The following is an 18,204-nucleotide window of genomic DNA, read 5'->3' as shown; positions in this document are numbered from 1 at the left end:
TCTCTTCTCTTCTTCCGACAACAGTGGGTGCGGTCGCCGGGCTGTCCAGATACGCCAAAACAACAGAAGCCCGGTGGTACCGAGCTTCTGTTGCAGACAGCCTGATATGGGCGACGCGGCACGCTTAGCGGCGCAGGCCCAGACGCTCGATCAGCTGGGTGTAGCGACCGTGGTCTTTCTTCGCCAGGTAGTCCAGCAGCTTACGGCGCTGGTTTACCATGCGGATCAGACCGCGACGGCCATGGTGATCCTTCTTGTGGGACTTGAAGTGGTCCTGCAGGCCATTGATGTTGGCGGTCAGCAGGGCTACTTGGACTTCCGGGGAACCGGTGTCGCCATCTTTCTGGCCAAAGTCCTTCAGGATCTGTGCTTTCTGTTCTGCGCTCAGCGCCATGATGCAATCTCCAATATGCAGTGAATGTAACGCGCGCAGCCATGCATATTTATAGCTGCCGCGGGATGCCCCAGCATGCGACCGGCGTTATTGTCCGGTCGCCACCAGACGACGGGGGGCTATCATACCGTCATCCAGCACCTCTCCGACACCCAAAAATGCATCGGTGTCGGCGTGGTAAAGCGTCACCCAGCCGTGATCGGGGCGGGCGGTGGCCATCACTGGCTGGCCATTTTGCAGGTAATAGGCGGCATCTTGGCCCAGCACCACCCGCGGCCAGTCGTCGACCGAGGAGGACAACGGCAGCAGTTTCTGGTCCAGCGCCTCGAAACCACCTTCTTCTTTCAGCGCGCCGAGTTCGTCCAGCGTCAGCATGTCGGCGGCCAGGTACGGGCCGGCCTTGATGCGGTGCAGCCAGGTCACATGGCCGCCGCAGCCGAGCAACTCACCGAGGTCTTCCACCAGCGAGCGCACGTAAGTGCCCTTGCTGCAATGGACTTCGAAGGTCAGCTGATCCCCTTCGCACGCCATCACGGTGAGCGCATGGATGGTGACTTGGCGCGCTTTGCGTTCCACTTCAATGCCTTGGCGCGCCAGTTTGTACAGCGGCTGCCCCTGGTGCTTGATGGCGGAATACATCGACGGCACCTGCTCGATCGGACCAAGGAAGGTCATCAAGGCAGCTTCGATGGCGGCAGCATCGGCGGTCACCGGCCGCTCCTGCAACACCTCACCATCGGCATCGCCGGTGGTGGTGGTGACGCCGAGCTTGGCGGTGACCTGGTAAGCCTTGTCGGCATCCAGCAGGTACTGGCTGAACTTGGTGGCTTCACCGAAGCACAGCGGCAGCAGGCCGGTGGCCAGCGGATCAAGACTGCCGGTGTGGCCGGCCTTGGCGGCAGCGAACATGCGCTTAGCAATCTGCAAAGCGCCGTTGCTGGTCATGCCGGGGGATTTATTGAGCAGCAGGATGCCGTTGATTGGGCGTCCATTCTGTCGGCGCTTGGCCACCTTGTAACTCCTGAACTCTGCCAATGCGGCGCTAGCGCCACGTCGGGAATGAACGCGGCCGCGCCGGGCGCCGCGTTACGGCTGTTGGTCGTCGTCCTGTGCGTCGTCATCCTGGTCGCCATCACGTAGCTCAGCATCACTGCTGCGCGCTTGCGCGATCAGGGATGACAACCGGCTGGCCTCTTCCGGCAGCCGGTCGTAGTGGAAGCGCAGGCGCGGCGTGGTGCGAGTGTTCAGATCACGCGCCAGTTCGGAACGCAAGAAACCGGCAGCGCCGCCGAGCACTTGCTCGGCTTGCTGCCCGGCCTCGGCGTCTTGGCCGAGCACGGTGAAGTACACATCCGCCCAGGTCAGGTCGCGACTGACGCGCACTTCCTGGATGGTGACCATCGCCAGGCGTGGGTCCTTGACCCCGGTACGGATCAAAGACGCCAGTTCGCGCTGGATGTGGTCACCGATGCGGTCGGTACGCTGAAAGCCCTGCGGGCGACGATGCCGGCTCATGCTTACAGCGTCCGCGCGACCACGCGCACTTCAAACACTTCGATCTTGTCGCCAGCCTTCACGTCGTTGTAGCTCTTCACCGCCAAGCCACACTCCATGCCGTTGCGCACTTCTTGGACGTCGTCCTTGAAGCGGCGCAGCGATTCCAGCTGGCCTTCGAAGATCACCACCTCGTCGCGCAGTACGCGGATCGGCAGGTTCCGACGCAGCGTGCCTTCGATGACCATACAGCCGGCCACGGCACCGAACTTGGTGGAGCGGAACACTTCGCGCACCTGGGCCACACCGACGATTTCTTCGCGGCGCTCTGGCTCCAGCAAGCCGCTCATGGCCGCACGCACGTCGTCGATCAGTTCGTAGATCACGCTGTAGTAGCGCAGGTCGATGCCTTCGCGCTCGCACAGACGTTTAGCGGCGCTGTCGGCCCGCACGTTGAAGCCCAGCAGTACGCCTTCGGAGGTCATCGCCAGGTTGACGTCGGATTCGTTGATCGCGCCGACACCGCCACTGACGATGTTCACCTTCACTTCGTCGGTGCTGAGGTCGTTCAGGGAGCCAATCAGGGCTTCCAGCGTACCGCGCACGTCGGTTTTGAGGATGATGTTGACCTGCTTAGACTCTTTCTCGCCCAAGTTCTCGAACAGGTTCTCCAGCTTGGAGCTCTGTGCGCGCTTGAGCTTGAGGTCGCGGTCGCGGGTCTGACGGAAGTCCGCCACTTCACGGGCTTTCTTCTCGTCCGCCACGATCATGAACTGCTCACCGGATTCCGGGGCGCCGTCGAGACCGAGGATTTCCACCGGAATGGACGGGCCCGCGGTTTTGATCGGCTTGCCGTTTTCGTCAACCATGGCGCGGGTGCGGCCAAAGTGAGCGCCGGCCAGCATCATGTCGCCAATGTTCAGCTGACCTTCCTGGATCAACACCGAGGTCACCGGGCCACGGCCTTTCTCGACGCGGGATTCGATGACCACACCGCGGGCCGGGCCCACCGGGGAGGCTTTCAGCTCCAGCAATTCGGCTTGCAGCAGAATCGAGTCGAGCAGCTCGTCGACACCGTCACCGGTGTGTGCGGACACGTAGCAGAACTGGTAATCACCGCCCCACTCTTCGGAAATCACACCGAGCTGGGACAGATCGTTCTTCACGCGATCCGGATCGGCCTGCTCTTTATCCATCTTGGTCACGGCCACGATGATGGGCACTTCCGAAGCACGAGCGTGGTTGATGGCTTCCTGGGTCTGCGGCATCACGCCGTCGTCAGACGCCACCACGATCACCACGATGTCGGTGGCCTGGGCACCGCGGGCACGCATGGCGCTGAACGCGGCGTGGCCGGGGGTGTCGAGGAAGGTGATCATGCCTTTCGGCGTGTCCACGTGGTACGCACCGATGTGCTGGGTGATGCCACCCGCTTCACCGGCCGCCACTTTGGCGCGGCGGATGTAGTCCAGCAGCGAGGTCTTGCCGTGGTCGACGTGGCCCATGATGGTCACCACCGGTGCCCGGTTCACCGCGTCGGCGGTGTACTGCACCAGGTTGGCCAGATCATCGGCAAAGGTTTCTTCCTGGCCTTTGGCGGCGCGCGGACGGTGGCCCATTTCCTCAACCAGCAGCATCGCTGTTTCTTGGTCGAGGTACTGGTTGGCGGTGGCCATTTCACCCATCTTCATCAGCGTGCGCATCACTTCGCGCACCTTGATGTTCATGCGCTGAGCCAGATCAGCAACCGTGATCGTCTCAGGCACTTCAACGTCATATACCATTTTTTCCTGGGGAGCCTTGAAGCCGTGTTCTCTCTGGAACGTACTCTTCATCTGCCCATGCGCCACGACATTGCGCACTTGAGACTGCGGGCGACGGCGGCGGCGTTTGGTGGTCCGCTCTTCATCGCGCCAGCTTGCTTCCATGGCTTCGGAAACAATGCCAGAGCCCGTTTCGATTTCTTCGCTGCCGGTGCGCACTGGCTGCTCGCCACCACGGCGCTCGAGTTCAGCGGCCACGCGCTGCGCTTCTTCAGCGGTGCGGCGGGCGGCTTCTTCCTCGGCCTTGCGACGGGCTTCGGCTTCCTGCTTGCGACGCTGCTCTTCGGCTTCGCGCTTGCGGCGCTCTTCCTGTTCGCGGGCAGCACGCTCTTCAGCGGTCTCTTCGCGCTGGACAGGTTCGGCTTTGCGGGTAGTGGTTTTTGGCACCGAGACACGGCGCGCTTTGTCGGCGACTGCATCAGCAGTGGTTTCGGCAGCCGGCTCGGCACTGGCTGCAGCGGCTTCAGCCGCCGCCTTGCGGGCAGCTTCTTCAGCGGCCTTGCGCAGCGCTTCTTCCTCGGCAGCCTTACGCGCCGCTTCTTCCTCAGCGGCCTTGCGGGCAGCTTCTTCCTCAGCAATGCGCGCGGCTTCTTCTTCGGCAGCGCGCTGCTCGGCTTCCAGACGTTCCTGGTCGTCGACCACTGAGCGCTTCACATAGGTGCGTTTCTTACGCACTTCCACCGCCACCGTCTTGGCCTTGCCGGACGCGCCGGTGGTCTTGAGAGTGCTGGTGCTCTTGCGACTGAGGGTGATTTTGCCCGGCGCTGCGGCCGTCGTGTTGTTGATGTGATCGAGCAGTTGTTGGCGCTGTTCCGCCGACACGGCATCGTCCGCGCCCTGGTGGTTCAGTCCCGCGTCCTGCATCTGCTTCAGCAGCGCATCGACGCTCTGCCCAACAGTTTCTGCCAATTGCTTTACGGTCGTTTCTGCCATGTCAGCCAACCTATCTCCTGTCCGCCATCACACCGCGCCCAGTGCGCCGGTGCCGACCGGCTTCGCGCCGATCGTGCAGACAGGACGGTCAGCCTGCCTGCAGTGAGGGGTGGGGCAGCGGGCGCATCAGCGCCGCGCGCCGTGAACAGAAACAGCCCCGCAGGGCCGTTTCTGAGTGTCGTTATTCAAACCAAGGGGCGCGCGCAGTCATGATCAGCTGCGCAGCCCGCTCCTCATCGATCCCGGCCAGCTCGGTGAGATCGTCCACCGCCTGTTCGGCCAGATCTTCCATGGTGATGACGCCGTTGCTGGCCAGACGCTGGGCCAGTTCCGGATCCATGCCATCCATGCCCAGCAGGTCTTCCGAGGGCAGACCACCGCCGCCGGCCAGGGCACGCGCCAGCAGCGCGTCCTTGGCCCGTTGGCGCAGGGCATCAACGATGTCTTCATCGAAACCTTCGATGGCGAGCATCTCGTCCTTGGGCACATAGGCCACTTCTTCCAGCGACGAGAAACCTTCTTCCACCAGCACTACGGCCAGTTCTTCGTCCACATCGAGGGCGTCGATGAAACGCTGCAGGGCTTCTTCGGTTTCCGCCTGCTGCTTCTCTTGCGCAGCTTCCAGCGTCATCACGTTCAGTTCCCAGCCGGTCAGCTCGGAGGCCAGACGGATGTTCTGACCGCCACGACCGATGGCTTGCGCCAGCGCGGACTCGTCTTCCACAGCAACATCCATGGCGTGGCGCTCTTCGTCGACCACGATGGACACCACTTCTGCCGGCTGCATGGCGTTGATCACCAGCTGTGCCGGGTTGTCGTCCCACAGCACGATGTCGATCCGCTCGCCGCCCAGCTCAGTGGACACTGCCTGCACGCGCGCACCGCGCATGCCGACACAGGCGCCGACCGGGTCGATGCGCTGGTCGTTGGTCTTCACAGCAATTTTGGCGCGCGAGCCGGGATCCCGGGCGGCGCCTTTGATTTCAATCAGCTCTTCGCCGATTTCCGGCACTTCGATCTTGAACAGCTCGATCAGCATGTCCGGCGCAGCGCGGCTGGCAAGCAGCTGCGGGCCGCGGTTTTCCGGGTTCACGCCGGAAAGGTAAGCACGCAGGCGATCATTCTGGCGCACGGTTTCACGCGGGATCATCTGGTCGCGGGTGATCAGCGCTTCAGCGTTACCGCCGAGATCCAAGATGATGGTGTCGCGGGTGGCTTTCTTCACCGAGCCGCTGATCAGCTCGCCGATGCGCGGGCGGTATTCTTCGATGATCTGGGCGCGTTCGGCTTCGCGCACTTTCTGCACAATCACCTGTTTGGCGGTCTGTGCAGCAATGCGGCCGAAGGCCACGGATTCGATTTCTTCGATCCAGGTGTCGCCGAGTTGCAGTGTCGGGTCCTGCTCGTGGGCCTCATCCAGGGTCAGCTGGTGGCCGAATTCGTACAGCTCTTCGTCCGGCACCACGTGCCAGATACGGAAAGTGCGGTAGCCGCCGGTCACCCGGTCGATGTCCACGCGCACTTCAACGTCGTCTTCCTTGAAGCGTTTCTTGGTGGCCGCTGCCAGCGCCAGCTCGATGGCCTCAAAGATGACATCGCGGCTCACGCCTTTTTCGTTGGAAACGGTTTCCGCTACCAGCAGGATCTCTTTGTTCATGGCCAGGCCTTTACAAAGACAATAATGGGTCCAGTCAGGAGTCGCGCCCGGTCAACACAGTTCAATCGAACTGCGGCACCACGTTGGCACGGTCCACTTGGGTGAATGGCACGACAAGTGCCTGCCCTTCCAGGGTCAGGTGCAAGTCGTCGCCGTCGACGGCATCCAGAGTTGCCGTCATGCGTCGCCGCGATGCCACCGGAGCCAGCAACCGCAGTTGCACTTGCTCGCCGATGTAGAGGCCGTACTGCTCAAGCGTGAACAGCGGCCGATCCATGCCCGGCGACGACACCTCAAGGTTGTACTCGCCCGAGATCGGATCTTCCACATCCAGCACACCGCTGATCTGGTGGCTGACATCAGCGCAGTTGTCCACGCTGATGCCGTCTTCGTGGTCGATGAACACGCGCAGCACCGCGCCGCGGCCCTGGATGTACTCCAGTCCCCAGAACACGAAACCCATGCTTTCCACTACCGGGCCAAGCAGGGCGTGCAACTGATCGACCTTGCGCATGCTCACCTCACAGTCCGGGCCGGATCGCGGCACCGGGCATTTTCTGCTCCAAACAAAAAGCCCCTGCGAGAGGGGCTTTCTGTTACAGAATCTACCGCAGCAGTAGATTCCTGTTTTGTGGTAGCGGGGGCTGGATTCGAACCAACGACCTTCGGGTTATGAGCCCGACGAGCTACCAGACTGCTCCACCCCGCATCGAACTGGCCGCAGATATTATGGATGCTTCGACCTGTTGTCAAATGTTTATCGGGGAATAAGGCAAATAAAGCATTTTTCTGTGACAGACTTTTTGCAGAACGCGGGCAACCGATGTGAAAAAATCAATACCGGGTAACGTTATTGTCCCGACGCGACTGGCATCATTGCGCCGCGCGTGCACACCCTCTGACGGCGCTGCGTCGACGGCGGCCGCGCAGACTTTTCACTGCTTGCCCCAATCCAATATCTGAGGAACCACCCATGAACGAACAAACTCCTGCGATCCGGCCGGAAGACCGCAACATGGCCATGGCCTGCCACTTGGCCGCCCTGATTGGCCTGCTCATCCCGTTCGGCACCCTACTCGGCCCACTGGTGCTGTGGCTGCTGAAGAAAGACCAGAGCCCGTTCATTGACGAGCAAGGCAAAGAGGCGATCAACTTCAACATCACCATGCTGCTGGCTGGAATTGTCTCCGCCGTGCTGACCATGGTGCTGGTCGGCTTCCTGTTGCTGGCCGTCGTCGGCATCGCCTGGCTGGTGCTGACCATCGTCGCTGCAGTGAAAGTGAGCAATGGCCAGTCCTACCGCTACCCGTTCACCCTGCGCTTGGTGAAATAACGGTACCGGGGCGCCCTCCGGCGCCCCAGCCGGCACCGAATTGCAGGCACAAAAAAGGCTTCCCGAAGGAAGCCTTTTTTGTTTGGTGCGGAAGGCGGGACTTGAACCCGCACGAGCAAGCTCACTACCCCCTCAAGATAGCGTGTCTACCAATTCCACCACTTCCGCAAAACTTGCCGCCGGACTGAGGGTTACGGCGCGGCCGGGGATTCTACCCCAGCCTCGGGGATCTCCAAAGCACTTTCTTCGGGGATCACCAGTTCCGGCACATCAGCATCCGTTTGCGGCGCCAACATCAGGTCCTCGTCGAGCACCGGCACTTCATTGCTCTGCTGCTGGAGACGCTCCAGCACCGGCAGTGAGTCGATGCTCTTGGAGGCCTGGCCGGCGTACCACGCCAGCCCCAGGCTGGTGAGCATGAACACCGCAGCGCAGATGGCCGTCATACGGGTGAGGAAGCTACCGGAGCCGCTGGAACCAAACAGGCTCTGGGAGGCAGACGCACCACCGCCGAAGGATGCACCGGCGTCGGCACCCTTACCGTGCTGGATCAACACCAGGCCGATAACGGCCAGCGCTGCCACCACGTGAATAACATGAAGCACAATTTCCATAATCGTCGCTTAGTCTGCTTTTGCCGCCTGACAAATGGCGAGAAAACTGTCTGCGTCCAGGGACGCCCCTCCGATCAGACCACCATCGATGTCTTTCTCGGCCAGCAGGGAGGCGGCATTATCCGCCTTTACACTGCCGCCGTAAAGGAGGCGCACGGCCGCAGCGACGGACGCATCCTGATCCGCCAAATGGGCGCGGATCACCGCATGCAGGGTCTGCGCCTGGGCCGGAGTAGCGGTGAGCCCAGTACCGATCGCCCACACCGGCTCGTAGGCCACCACGGCATCAGCAAAGGCGGCAATACCGACCTTATTGAGCACCGCATCCAGCTGGCGGCGTACCACCGCCTCAGCCTCGCCCGCCTCATGCTCGTCCAGCGTCTCACCGACGCACAGGATCGGCCGCAGCCCTTGCGCCTGAGCAGCGGCGAATTTCTCTGCCACCACCGCATCGGTCTCGCCGTACAGAGTACGACGCTCGGAGTGGCCCACCAGCACATAGCCGCAGCCCACATCCCGCAACATGGCGCCGGAGACTTCGCCGGTGAAGGCGCCGTCTTGCGCTACGGCCAAATCCTGAGCACCGAGCTGCACCCCGCTGCCGACCAGCGCTGCCTGCACCTGCGCCAAATACGGGAACGGCGGGCACAACAGCACTTCCACCTGTGCCGGCGCGGCGGCGCGCACGGCTTGCGATAGCGAGGCAGCCAGCGCGGCTGAACCGTTCATTTTCCAGTTACCGGCCACCAGCGGCCGACGCGATGTTGTTGTCATATCCGTACTTCCGAATCCAACTAGGTCTCAAGCGATGCTGTGTTGCACCGCCGCGGCCAACTCTTCGCACACGCTGGTGACCAGCGTCGCGTCTTCACCTTCCACCATCACGCGCACCAACGGCTCGGTGCCAGACAACCGCAGCAGCACCCGGCCGGCATCGGCCAGGCGCGCTTCCGCCGCGGCCACTGCAGTGCGTATATCATCACGCTCCAACACGCCGTCGCGCTGGCTGCCACGCACGTTGATCAGTAGCTGCGGCATCTTGGTCATGCCACCGACTGCCTGCGCCAGCGTTTGGCCCTGGCGCTGCAACGCCGCCAACACCTGCAGCGCAGCGATCATGCCGTCACCGGTGGTGATCGCATCTAGGCACACAATGTGGCCGGAACCTTCCCCGCCCAACTGCCATCCTTCGGCGTCGAGCATTTCCATCACATAGCGGTCGCCCACTTTGGCGCGGCGGAATGGAATGCCGGCGTCCGCTAGTGCTTTTTCAAGCCCGAAGTTGGACATCAAGGTGCCCACCACGCCGCCATTTAGCACGCCGCGGGCATGACGATCCATGGCCAGCACGTAGAGCAACTGATCGCCATCCACCAACTCGCCGTGCTCGTCCACCATCAGCACCCGGTCGGCGTCGCCGTCGAAGGCAATGCCGAGATCAGCGCCGTGTTCCAGCACCGCGCGCTGCAACATCTCCGGATGGGTAGAGCCGCAATCGAGGTTGATGTTGAGGCCATCCGGCGACACCGCCAACGGGATCACTTCGGCCCCCAGCTCATCAAGCACGTCCGGGGCGATGTGGTAAGCGGCGCCGTTGGCGCAATCGACCACGATTTTCTTGCCGGTCAGGTTAAGGCGACCCAGCACCGTACTTTTGCAGAACTCGATATAACGACCGCGGGCGTCAACGATGCGACGGATCTTGCCGAGCGCATCGGCAGCGACCATCTCCATCGGCTCATCCAAACGTGCCTCAATCGCCTCCTCCACCGCGTCGGCCAACTTGCGGCCGTCGGCGCCGAAGAACTTAATGCCGTTGTCGGTGTAAGGATTGTGGGAGGCGGAAATCACGATGCCGGCTTGGGCATTGAACGTGGTGGTGAGGTAGGCAATGGCCGGCGTCGGCATCGGCCCCAGCAGCAGGATGTCCACGCCGGCGGCGGAAATACCGGCTTCCAGCGCCGACTCAAACACATACCCGGAAATACGGGTGTCCTTGCCGATCAGGATCTTGCTCAGCCCTTTTTCGGCCAGCACCGTGCCCACTGCCCAGCCCAGGCGCAAGGCGAAATCCGGGGTAATCGGGTACTGCCCGACCGTGCCGCGCACGCCGTCGGTACCAAAATATTTTCGCGTCATCCTCTGCGCGTCCTCTGCAATCCAGGGAGCCCAACGCAGCACTGTGGCGGCCACGTTCGGCGGAGTCGGGGGGTCAGGCCGCGCCCAGCACGGCCCGGGTCATGCGCAGCGCATCCACGGTTTCGCGCACATCGTGCACGCGCACGATCTGGGCACCGCGTTCGGCCGCCAGAACCGCCAGCGCAAGGCTGCCGGCCAGTCGTTCATCCACCGGCCGCGACAACGTGCGTCCGACCAGTGACTTGCGTGACAGCCCCACCAACAGCGGCACGCCGAAGCGCGCCAGGCGGGGCAACTCTTGCAACAGACGCAGGTTATGCGGATCGGTCTTGCCAAATCCGAACCCGGGATCAATCAACAGTTGGCTGCGGGCGATACCGGCGGCTTCCGCCGCCGCCAACCGCGCCAGCAGGTATTGCTCCACTTCCGCCACCACGTCTTCATAGCTGGGCGCATCCTGCATCACATCCGGCTCGCCCTGCGTGTGCATCAGGCACACCGGCAGCCCGGTGGCGGCAGCAGCCGCCAACGCGCCGGGGCGCGTCAGCGCCCGCACATCGTTGATCAGTCCCGCACCGGCAGCGGCGCCCGCAGTCATCACCGCCGGCGTGCTGGTATCCAGCGACAACACCACGTCCAGCTCGGCATTGAGCGCCTCCACCACCGGCAGCACCCGGTCCAGCTCCTGCTGGGGTGAGACTGGCACGGCACCGGGACGGGTCGACTCGCCACCGATATCAATGATGGCAGCACCATCCGCCACCATCTGACGCGCTTGCGCCAAAGCTGCGTCGCGCTGGTTAAAGCGGCCACCATCGGAAAAGGAATCGGGCGTGACGTTGAGGATGCCCATCACCACGGGCGCGGACAGGCTCAATGTCCGCGCGCCGCAGTGGAGCACTGGTGCGGGTTGGCTCATGTCAGGATCAGTGCGTATTGGCGGGCCCGCCGATCGGGCCTTCTTCGCCGCCGCTGCTGTCCGGGGTCTGGGCATCACCGGCACTGGCAGACGGACGGCCGGCGCTGGGGTCCTGCCAGTCCTTGGGCGGACGCGGGGTGCGGTTGTTCATGATGTCGTCGATCTGGTCGGCATCAATGGTCTCGTACAGCATCAGCGCCTGCGCCATGGCTTCCAGCTTGTCGCGGTTGCCCTCGAGGATTGCTTTGGCGCGGGCATAGCAGTCATCAATGATGGCGCGCACTTCGCGGTCGATGGCTTCGGCGGTCTGCTCAGACACATGTTTGCGCTGCGACATCGCCTTGCCGAGGAACACTTCGCCCTCTTCTTCCTCGTAAGCCAGCGGGCCCAGTTTCTCCGATAAGCCCCACTTGGTGACCATGGCGCGGGCCATCTTGGTGGCCCGCTCGATATCGTTGGAGGCGCCGGTGGTCACACCGTCAAACCCGTTGATCATCTCCTCGGCAATACGGCCGCCGAACAGCGAGCAGATCATGCTTTCCAGCGCCCGTTTGGACTGGCTGTACTTGTCTTCGGTGGGCAGGTACATGGTCACGCCCAGCGCACGGCCACGCGGAATAATCGACACCTTGTAAACGGGATCATGCTCCGGCACCAAGCGGCCGATGATGGCGTGCCCAGCTTCGTGGTAGGCCGTGTTGAGCTTCTCTTCCTCGCTCATCACCATCGAGCGACGCTCAGCACCCATCAGGATTTTGTCCTTGGCACGCTCGAACTCTTCCATGCCCACCATGCGCTTGTTGGCGCGGGCCGCAAACAGGGCCGCCTCGTTCACCAAGTTGGCAAGATCGGCACCGGAAAAGCCTGGGGTGCCACGCGCGATCAGCGACGGGTTAACGTCGTCTGCCGCCGGCACTTGGCGCATATGCACCCGGATGATCTGCTCGCGGCCGCGCACGTCCGGCAGCGGCACCACCACCTGGCGGTCGAAACGACCCGGGCGCAGCAGCGCCGCATCGAGCACGTCCGGACGGTTGGTGGCGGCGATGACAATAATGCCGTCGTTGGCGCCGAAGCCGTCCATTTCTACCAACAGTTGGTTCAAGGTCTGCTCGCGCTCGTCGTGACCACCACCGAGGCCGGCGCCACGGCTGCGCCCCACCGCATCGATTTCGTCGATGAAGATGATGCAGGGCGCGTGCTTCTTGGCTTGCTCGAACATGTCGCGCACGCGGGAGGCACCCACGCCGACAAACATTTCCACAAAATCAGAACCGGAGATGGAGAAGAACGGTACCCGCGCTTCGCCGGCAATGGCCTTGGCCAGCAGGGTCTTACCGGTACCCGGTGAGCCGACCATCAGCACGCCGCGGGGAATGCGGCCGCCAAGGCGCTGGAATTTAGCCGGGTCACGCAGGAACTCCACCAGCTCCTGCACTTCTTCCTTGGCTTCCTCCACCCCAGCCACATCGGCAAAGGTAGTCTTGATCTGATCTTCAGACAGCAACCGGGCGCGGCTCTTGCCGAATGTCATCGGGCCGCCGCCGCCTTTGCCACCGCCCTGCATCTGGCGCATGAAGAAGATGAAGATGGCGAGGATCAGCAGGATCGGCAGTACCGAAAGGAACAGCTGCATCAAGAAACTCTGACGCTCCGGTTCCTTACCTTCTACCCGTACCTTGTTCTGGATCAGCGTCGGCATCAGGTCGAGGTCGGCCACCGGCGGCTTCACGGTTTCGAAGCTCTTGCCATCACGGGTTTCGCCACGGATGCGGAAATCTTGGATTTCCACCCGCGCCACGTCACCACGTTCCACGCGTTGGATGAAGTCGGAGTAGTCCAGCCGCTGACTGGCCGGTTCATGGCTGACACCCTGGAACACCGTGTACAACACGGCGGCAATCACCACCCAGAGCACCACATTCTTCGTCATATCGTTCAAGGGACACCTCTCCCCATCCACGCGCACCGATAACCCGGCCGGGCCGGTCTGCGGCTACGCTACACCATTTTCGGACCCGACCCCAGCACATACACCTCCGGCGAACGGGGGCGGCTGGCGGCCGGCTTGCGAGTCACAACCCGCTGGAAACTCTGCTGCAAATCCTTGCGGAAGGCCTCGATGCCTTCCCCCTGAAACACCTTGGCGAGGAAACGACCATCCGGCGCCAACACCTGGTTGGCCATATGCAGCGCCAATTCCACCAAGTACATGGAGCGCGGCTGATCCACCCCCCGGTTCCCGCTCATATTGGGGGCCATGTCTGACATTACAAGGTCGACCTTGCGACCACCGAGCGCATCAAGGATGGCCTCGAACACCTCATCCTCGCGAAAATCGCCCTGAATGAAGGTCACATCAGCAATCGGATCCATCGCCAAAATGTCACTGGCGACGATCCGGCCACTGCTGCCGAGCTCGCGCGCCGCCACTTGGCTCCAGCCACCGGGCGCTGCACCCAGGTCCAATACCGTCATGCCGCGCCGAAACAGGCGATCTTTCTCGTTTATTTCCAACAACTTGAAGCTGGCGCGGGAGCGATACCCTTCGGCCTGGGCCCTAGCGACCCAAGGATCGGAGAAGTGCTCCTGCAACCAACGTCCGCTGCTTTTTGAACGTGCCATGGCTACTCTTCAGCCCCATCCGGGCGCCGCTCGCAGTGGCATCGCCCGCATTGTAGAATGTGCGCCCTTTTCCGGAGACCCACCATGCCGCTTTCAAACCAGGATGTCCGTCGCTTCCGCGCCATCGGGCATCATCTCAAGCCGATCCTGATCTTTGGCGGCAGCGGCCTGAGCGACAGCTTCATCGCTGAGCTCGACGCCCGCTTGGAGGATCACGAGCTTATCAAGGTCCGTATCAATGCCCAAACGCGGGAAGACCGTGATGCTGTGGCGCAAGCGCTAACCGAAGCCAGCGGTGCCCAGATTGTGCAGCGCATCGGCAATGTGGCGCTGCTGTATCGGGCAGCGAAGAAGCCGCATCCGCGCCTGTCCAACATCCTGCGCGCCCAACAGGGCTGAGCCTGTCAGAGCCCTGCCGGGCAAAAGGGTTCCCCAGAAACGACACTGCGCCGTGCCCGCAGGCGGGCACGGCGCAGTCCAGTACCAACACCGCTTAGCGGTGTTCGACGCTGTCGATCTCGAATTCGACTACCCCACCCGGGGTTTCGATCTGCACCACATCCCCTTCTTGCTTGCCGATCAGGCCGCGGGCAATGGGTGAGCTCACCGAAATCTTGCCTTGTTTGATATCCGCTTCGTCGTCACCGACGATTTTGTAGACTTTCTGTTCGTCGGTATCGACGTCGAGAATGGTCACGGTGGTGCCGAACAGCACCTTGCCGGTGTGCGGAATCTGAGTCACATCAATGATCTGGGCAGCACCAAGCTTGCCTTCGATCTCACTAATGCGCCCTTCACAGAACCCCTGCTCTTCGCGGGCCGCGTGGTACTCGGCGTTCTCTTTCAAGTCACCGTGTTCACGGGCTTCCGCGATGGACTGGACGATGCGCGGGCGCTCGACCATTTTCAGGTGCTGAAGCTCTGCGCGCAGCGCTTCCGCACCCTCTGCCGTCATGGGCACTCGTTGCATGATCTCATCAACCTCCGTTACGCCCCTTGAAGGGCCGCATGCAGGTCCTGAAGACGACGGACCTGCAGATCCTGTTCCAATTTGAGCGCTTGGCAAACCGCCCAAGCAGCACCAATGGTGGTGGTGTAGAACACCTTGTTCTGCAGCGCCGAGCGACGGATGGCGAACGAGTCACGCACCGCTTGCTTGCCTTCAGTGGTGTTGATGATCAGGCTGATTTCCTTGTTCTTGATCATGTCCACCACGTGCGGACGGCCTTCGTTGACCTTGTTCACTTTGGTCACCGGCACGCCGGCCTCGGTCAGGCACTGGGCCGTGCCCTGGGTCGCCACTAGGCGGAAGCCCAGCGTCGCCAGCTCACGAGCCACTTCCACCACTGATTTCTTGTCCGCGTCGCGCACCGATACAAATACGGTGCCGCCCACCGGCAGCCGCTCGCCAGCACCCAGAGAGGCCTTACCGAACGCTTCGGCAAAGGTCTCGCCCACACCCATTACTTCACCAGTGGATTTCATTTCCGGGCCGAGAATCGGGTCGACGTTGGGGAACTTGGCAAACGGGAACACCGCTTCTTTCACATAGTAGTGCTTAGGCGTGATCTCAGCGGTGAAGCCCTGCTCTTGCAGGCTGACGCCGGCCATGCAGCGCGCGGCAATCTGCGCCAACGAGACGCCAATGCCCTTCGACACATAAGGCACGGTGCGGGAGGCACGCGGGTTCACTTCCAGCACAAACACTTCGCCGTCCTTGACCGCGAACTGCACGTTCATCAGGCCAATTACGCCCAGCTCCAGCGCCATGGCGCGGGTCTGTTCGCGCATCACGTCTTGGATGGCGTCGTCGAGGGAGTACGGCGGCAGCGAGCACGCGGAGTCCCCGGAGTGCACACCGGCCTGTTCGATGTGCTGCATGATGCCGCCGATCACCACGTCCTTGCCGTCGCACACCGCGTCGACATCCACTTCGATGGCGTCATCCAGGAAGCGGTCCAGCAGCACCGGCGACTCGTTGGACACCGACACCGCGTTCTTCATGTAGCTGCGCAGTTCGTCTTCGTTGAAGACGATTTCCATGGCGCGACCACCGAGCACGTAGGACGGACGCACCACCAACGGATAACCCACTTCGCCGGCCAGTCGCACCCCTTCGTCCGCACTGCGGGCAGTGCGGTTCGGCGGCTGCTTCAAGCCGAGCTTGTTGATCATCTGCTGGAAGCGTTCGCGATCTTCCGCTTCGTCGATGGCATCTGGGCTGGTACCGATGATCGGCACGCCGGCAGCCTGCAGTGCCCGCGCCAGCTTCAGCGGCGTCTGGCCGCCGTACTGCACGATCACACCCTTGGGCTGCTCCTTGGCCACGATTTCGAGCACGTCTTCCAGGGTCACCGGCTCAAAGTAGAGGCGGTCGGACGTGTCGTAGTCGGTGGACACAGTTTCCGGGTTGCAGTTGACCATGATGGTTTCGTAACCATCAGCGCGCATGGCAAAGGCCGCGTGCACACAGCAATAGTCGAACTCAATGCCTTGGCCGATCCGGTTCGGGCCGCCGCCGATGACCATGATCTTGTCTCGGTTGGACGGCTCCGCTTCGCACTCCTCGTCATAGCTGGAGTACATGTAAGCGGTGCTGGTGGCGAACTCGGCAGCGCAGGTGTCCACGCGCTTGTAGACCGGATGAATGCCGAGCTGATGGCGCTTGCCACGCACATCGGATTCTTTCACACCGAGAATGCGTGACAGGCGGCGGTCGGAGAAGCCCTTACGCTTGAGCGCACGCAGGCGCTCGGCGGTGAGCGCGCTGAAGCCGGTGCCGGCCAACGCTTGCTCTTCGCGGATCAGGTCTTCGATCTGCACCAAGAACCAGCGGTCGATCTTGGTCAGCTGGAACAGCTCTTCCACGCTGAGGCCCGCGCGGAAGGCGTCACCCAGCACCCAGATGCGTTCCGGGCTCGGCACCGCCAGCGCCTCAATCACCTGCTGGCGCAGGTCACCGTTATCGGCACTGAGCAGCGGTTCGAAACCGTAGGAATCCACTTCCAGACCGCGCAGTGCTTTCTGCATTGATTCCTGGAAGTTACGGCCGATGGCCATCACTTCGCCGACCGATTTCATCTGCGTGGTCAGCACCGGATCAGCCGCCGCGAATTTCTCGAAGTTAAAGCGCGGAATCTTGGTAACAACGTAGTCGATGGTCGGCTCGAACGAGGCCGGGGTCTGGCCACCGGTGATGTCGTTCTTCAGTTCATCGAGGGTATAGCCCACCGCCAGCTTGGCGGCGATCTTGGCAATCGGGAAACCGGTCGCCTTGGAGGCCAGCGCCGAGGAACGCGACACCCGCGGGTTCATCTCGATCACCACCACCCGGCCGGTATCCGGGCACATGCCGAACTGCACGTTGGAACCGCCGGTTTCCACGCCGATCTCGCGCAGTACCGCCAGCGAGGCATTACGCAGGATCTGGAACTCTTTGTCGGTGAGGGTCTGAGCCGGCGCCACAGTGATGGAGTCACCGGTGTGCACGCCCATCGGGTCGAGGTTCTCGATGGTGCAGACGATGATGCAGTTGTCGTTGCGGTCACGCACAACTTCCATCTCGTACTCTTTCCAGCCCAGCAGCGACTCGTCGATCAGCAATTCGCGGGTCGGCGACAGGTCCAGACCGCGCTCACAGATTTCCTGGAACTCTTCGCGGTTGTAGGCGATGCCGCCACCGGAACCGCCCATGGTGAAGCTGGGGCGGATGATGCACGGGAAACCGAGGGTTTCCAGCACCGCATAGGCTTCGTCCATGCTGTGGGCGATGCCGGAGCGCGGGCACTCAAGGCCGATGGCACGCATCGCCTTGTCGAAGCGGGAACGGTCTTCGGCTTTGTCGATGGCATCGGCATTGGCGCCGATCATTTCCACACCGAATTTTTCCAGTACGCCTTGGCGTTCCAGCTCCAGCGCACAGTTCAGCGCGGTCTGGCCGCCCATGGTGGGCAGCAGCGCGTCAGGACGCTCTACTTCGATGATCTTCGCCACCGTTTCCCAAGTGATGGGCTCGATGTAGGTGGCGTCCGCCATGGCCGGGTCGGTCATGATGGTGGCGGGGTTGGAGTTCACCAGGATCACCCGGTACCCCTCCTCACGCAGCGCCTTGCAGGCCTGGGCGCCGGAGTAATCGAACTCGCAGGCCTGGCCGATCACGATGGGACCGGCGCCGATGATGAGGATGCTCTGAATGTCGGTTCTCTTAGGCATAGTGCTCTGACCGTAGACGTGCGTCGTTCAAATCCGGATCGGGCCGCAATGCGGCCCGACG

16 protein-coding genes and 2 tRNA genes are annotated in these 18,204 nt (G+C 62.4%); 2 read left to right on the top strand and 16 right to left on the bottom strand.

Annotation, left to right across the window (positions count from 1 at the left end; all coding sequences use genetic code 11):
• Positions 1–124 precede the first annotated feature (124 nt).
• The 7 genes from rpsO to AB5I84_RS01890 form a co-directional block, all read right to left on the bottom strand.
• Positions 125–394 carry a 30S ribosomal protein S15 gene (gene rpsO, locus AB5I84_RS01920; RefSeq protein WP_369454138.1) on the bottom strand — a complete coding sequence of 90 codons (270 nt, stop codon included), beginning with the start codon at positions 392–394 and terminating at the stop codon, positions 125–127.
• A gap of 87 nt (positions 395–481) precedes the next feature.
• Positions 482–1,405, bottom strand: coding sequence for a tRNA pseudouridine(55) synthase TruB (gene truB, locus AB5I84_RS01915; protein ID WP_369454137.1), 924 nt, complete (start codon positions 1,403–1,405; stop codon positions 482–484).
• Between the two features lie 75 nt (positions 1,406–1,480).
• Positions 1,481–1,909 carry a 30S ribosome-binding factor RbfA gene (gene rbfA, locus AB5I84_RS01910; protein WP_369454136.1) on the bottom strand — a complete coding sequence of 143 codons (429 nt, stop codon included), beginning with the start codon at positions 1,907–1,909 and terminating at the stop codon, positions 1,481–1,483.
• 2 nt (positions 1,910–1,911) lie between these two features.
• Positions 1,912–4,644, bottom strand: a complete 2,733-nt coding sequence (infB, locus tag AB5I84_RS01905; RefSeq protein WP_369454135.1) for a translation initiation factor IF-2 — start codon at positions 4,642–4,644, stop codon at positions 1,912–1,914.
• 181 nt (positions 4,645–4,825) lie between these two features.
• Positions 4,826–6,301, bottom strand: coding sequence for a transcription termination factor NusA (gene nusA, locus AB5I84_RS01900; RefSeq protein ID WP_369454134.1), 1,476 nt, complete (start codon positions 6,299–6,301; stop codon positions 4,826–4,828).
• Between the two features lie 61 nt (positions 6,302–6,362).
• Positions 6,363–6,815: a ribosome maturation factor RimP gene (gene rimP / locus AB5I84_RS01895; protein ID WP_369454133.1), complete on the bottom strand. Its 453-nt coding sequence runs from the start codon at positions 6,813–6,815 to the stop codon at positions 6,363–6,365.
• A 118-nt stretch (positions 6,816–6,933) separates the two neighbouring features.
• A tRNA-Met gene (locus tag AB5I84_RS01890) sits at positions 6,934–7,010 on the bottom strand.
• Positions 7,011–7,274: 264 nt separating this feature from the next.
• On the opposite strand from AB5I84_RS01890, the gene AB5I84_RS01885 reads away from it, so the two are divergent.
• The gene (locus AB5I84_RS01885) at positions 7,275–7,634 is read left to right on the top strand and encodes a DUF4870 domain-containing protein (RefSeq protein WP_369454132.1); all 360 of its coding nucleotides are present in this window, start codon (positions 7,275–7,277) and stop codon (positions 7,632–7,634) included.
• An 83-nt stretch (positions 7,635–7,717) separates the two neighbouring features.
• Here AB5I84_RS01885 and AB5I84_RS01880 read toward each other — a convergent pair.
• From AB5I84_RS01880 to rlmE, 7 genes are all read right to left on the bottom strand, one after another.
• Positions 7,718–7,802 (bottom strand) — tRNA-Leu (locus AB5I84_RS01880).
• 23 nt (positions 7,803–7,825) lie between these two features.
• Positions 7,826–8,248, bottom strand: coding sequence for a preprotein translocase subunit SecG (gene secG, locus AB5I84_RS01875; protein ID WP_369454131.1), 423 nt, complete (start codon positions 8,246–8,248; stop codon positions 7,826–7,828).
• 9 nt (positions 8,249–8,257) lie between these two features.
• Complete coding sequence (gene tpiA / locus AB5I84_RS01870; RefSeq protein ID WP_369454130.1) at positions 8,258–9,022, bottom strand: triose-phosphate isomerase; 765 nt, start codon at positions 9,020–9,022, stop codon at positions 8,258–8,260.
• A gap of 27 nt (positions 9,023–9,049) precedes the next feature.
• The gene (gene glmM / locus AB5I84_RS01865; protein ID WP_369454129.1) at positions 9,050–10,387 is read right to left on the bottom strand and encodes a phosphoglucosamine mutase; all 1,338 of its coding nucleotides are present in this window, start codon (positions 10,385–10,387) and stop codon (positions 9,050–9,052) included.
• A 73-nt stretch (positions 10,388–10,460) separates the two neighbouring features.
• Entirely contained in the window at positions 10,461–11,306 is an 846-nt protein-coding gene (gene folP / locus AB5I84_RS01860; protein WP_369454128.1) for a dihydropteroate synthase, read from the bottom strand.
• A gap of 7 nt (positions 11,307–11,313) precedes the next feature.
• On the bottom strand, positions 11,314–13,239 hold the full coding sequence (gene ftsH, locus AB5I84_RS01855) for an ATP-dependent zinc metalloprotease FtsH (protein WP_369456050.1): 1,926 nt from the start codon (positions 13,237–13,239) through the stop codon (positions 11,314–11,316).
• 68 nt (positions 13,240–13,307) lie between these two features.
• Positions 13,308–13,931: a 23S rRNA (uridine(2552)-2'-O)-methyltransferase RlmE gene (rlmE, locus tag AB5I84_RS01850; RefSeq protein ID WP_369454127.1), complete on the bottom strand. Its 624-nt coding sequence runs from the start codon at positions 13,929–13,931 to the stop codon at positions 13,308–13,310.
• An 84-nt stretch (positions 13,932–14,015) separates the two neighbouring features.
• On the opposite strand from rlmE, the gene yhbY reads away from it, so the two are divergent.
• Positions 14,016–14,330 carry a ribosome assembly RNA-binding protein YhbY gene (gene yhbY / locus AB5I84_RS01845; protein ID WP_369454126.1) on the top strand — a complete coding sequence of 105 codons (315 nt, stop codon included), beginning with the start codon at positions 14,016–14,018 and terminating at the stop codon, positions 14,328–14,330.
• 94 nt (positions 14,331–14,424) lie between these two features.
• Here yhbY and greA read toward each other — a convergent pair whose 3' ends face one another.
• Together greA and carB are read right to left on the bottom strand one after the other, a co-directional pair.
• Positions 14,425–14,901, bottom strand: coding sequence for a transcription elongation factor GreA (gene greA, locus AB5I84_RS01840; RefSeq protein ID WP_369454125.1), 477 nt, complete (start codon positions 14,899–14,901; stop codon positions 14,425–14,427).
• Positions 14,902–14,918: 17 nt separating this feature from the next.
• Positions 14,919–18,143: a carbamoyl-phosphate synthase large subunit gene (gene carB, locus AB5I84_RS01835; RefSeq protein WP_369454124.1), complete on the bottom strand. Its 3,225-nt coding sequence runs from the start codon at positions 18,141–18,143 to the stop codon at positions 14,919–14,921.
• Between the last annotated feature and the right edge of the window lie 61 nt (positions 18,144–18,204).

The sequence above is a fragment of the Alcanivorax sp. REN37 genome (assembly GCF_041102775.1).
In the GTDB taxonomy this organism is placed as follows: Bacteria; Pseudomonadota; Gammaproteobacteria; order Pseudomonadales; family Alcanivoracaceae; genus Isoalcanivorax; species Isoalcanivorax beigongshangi.
The sequence above is the reverse complement of the archived record's forward strand: the minus strand, read 5'-3'. Positions and strand labels throughout refer to the sequence as shown.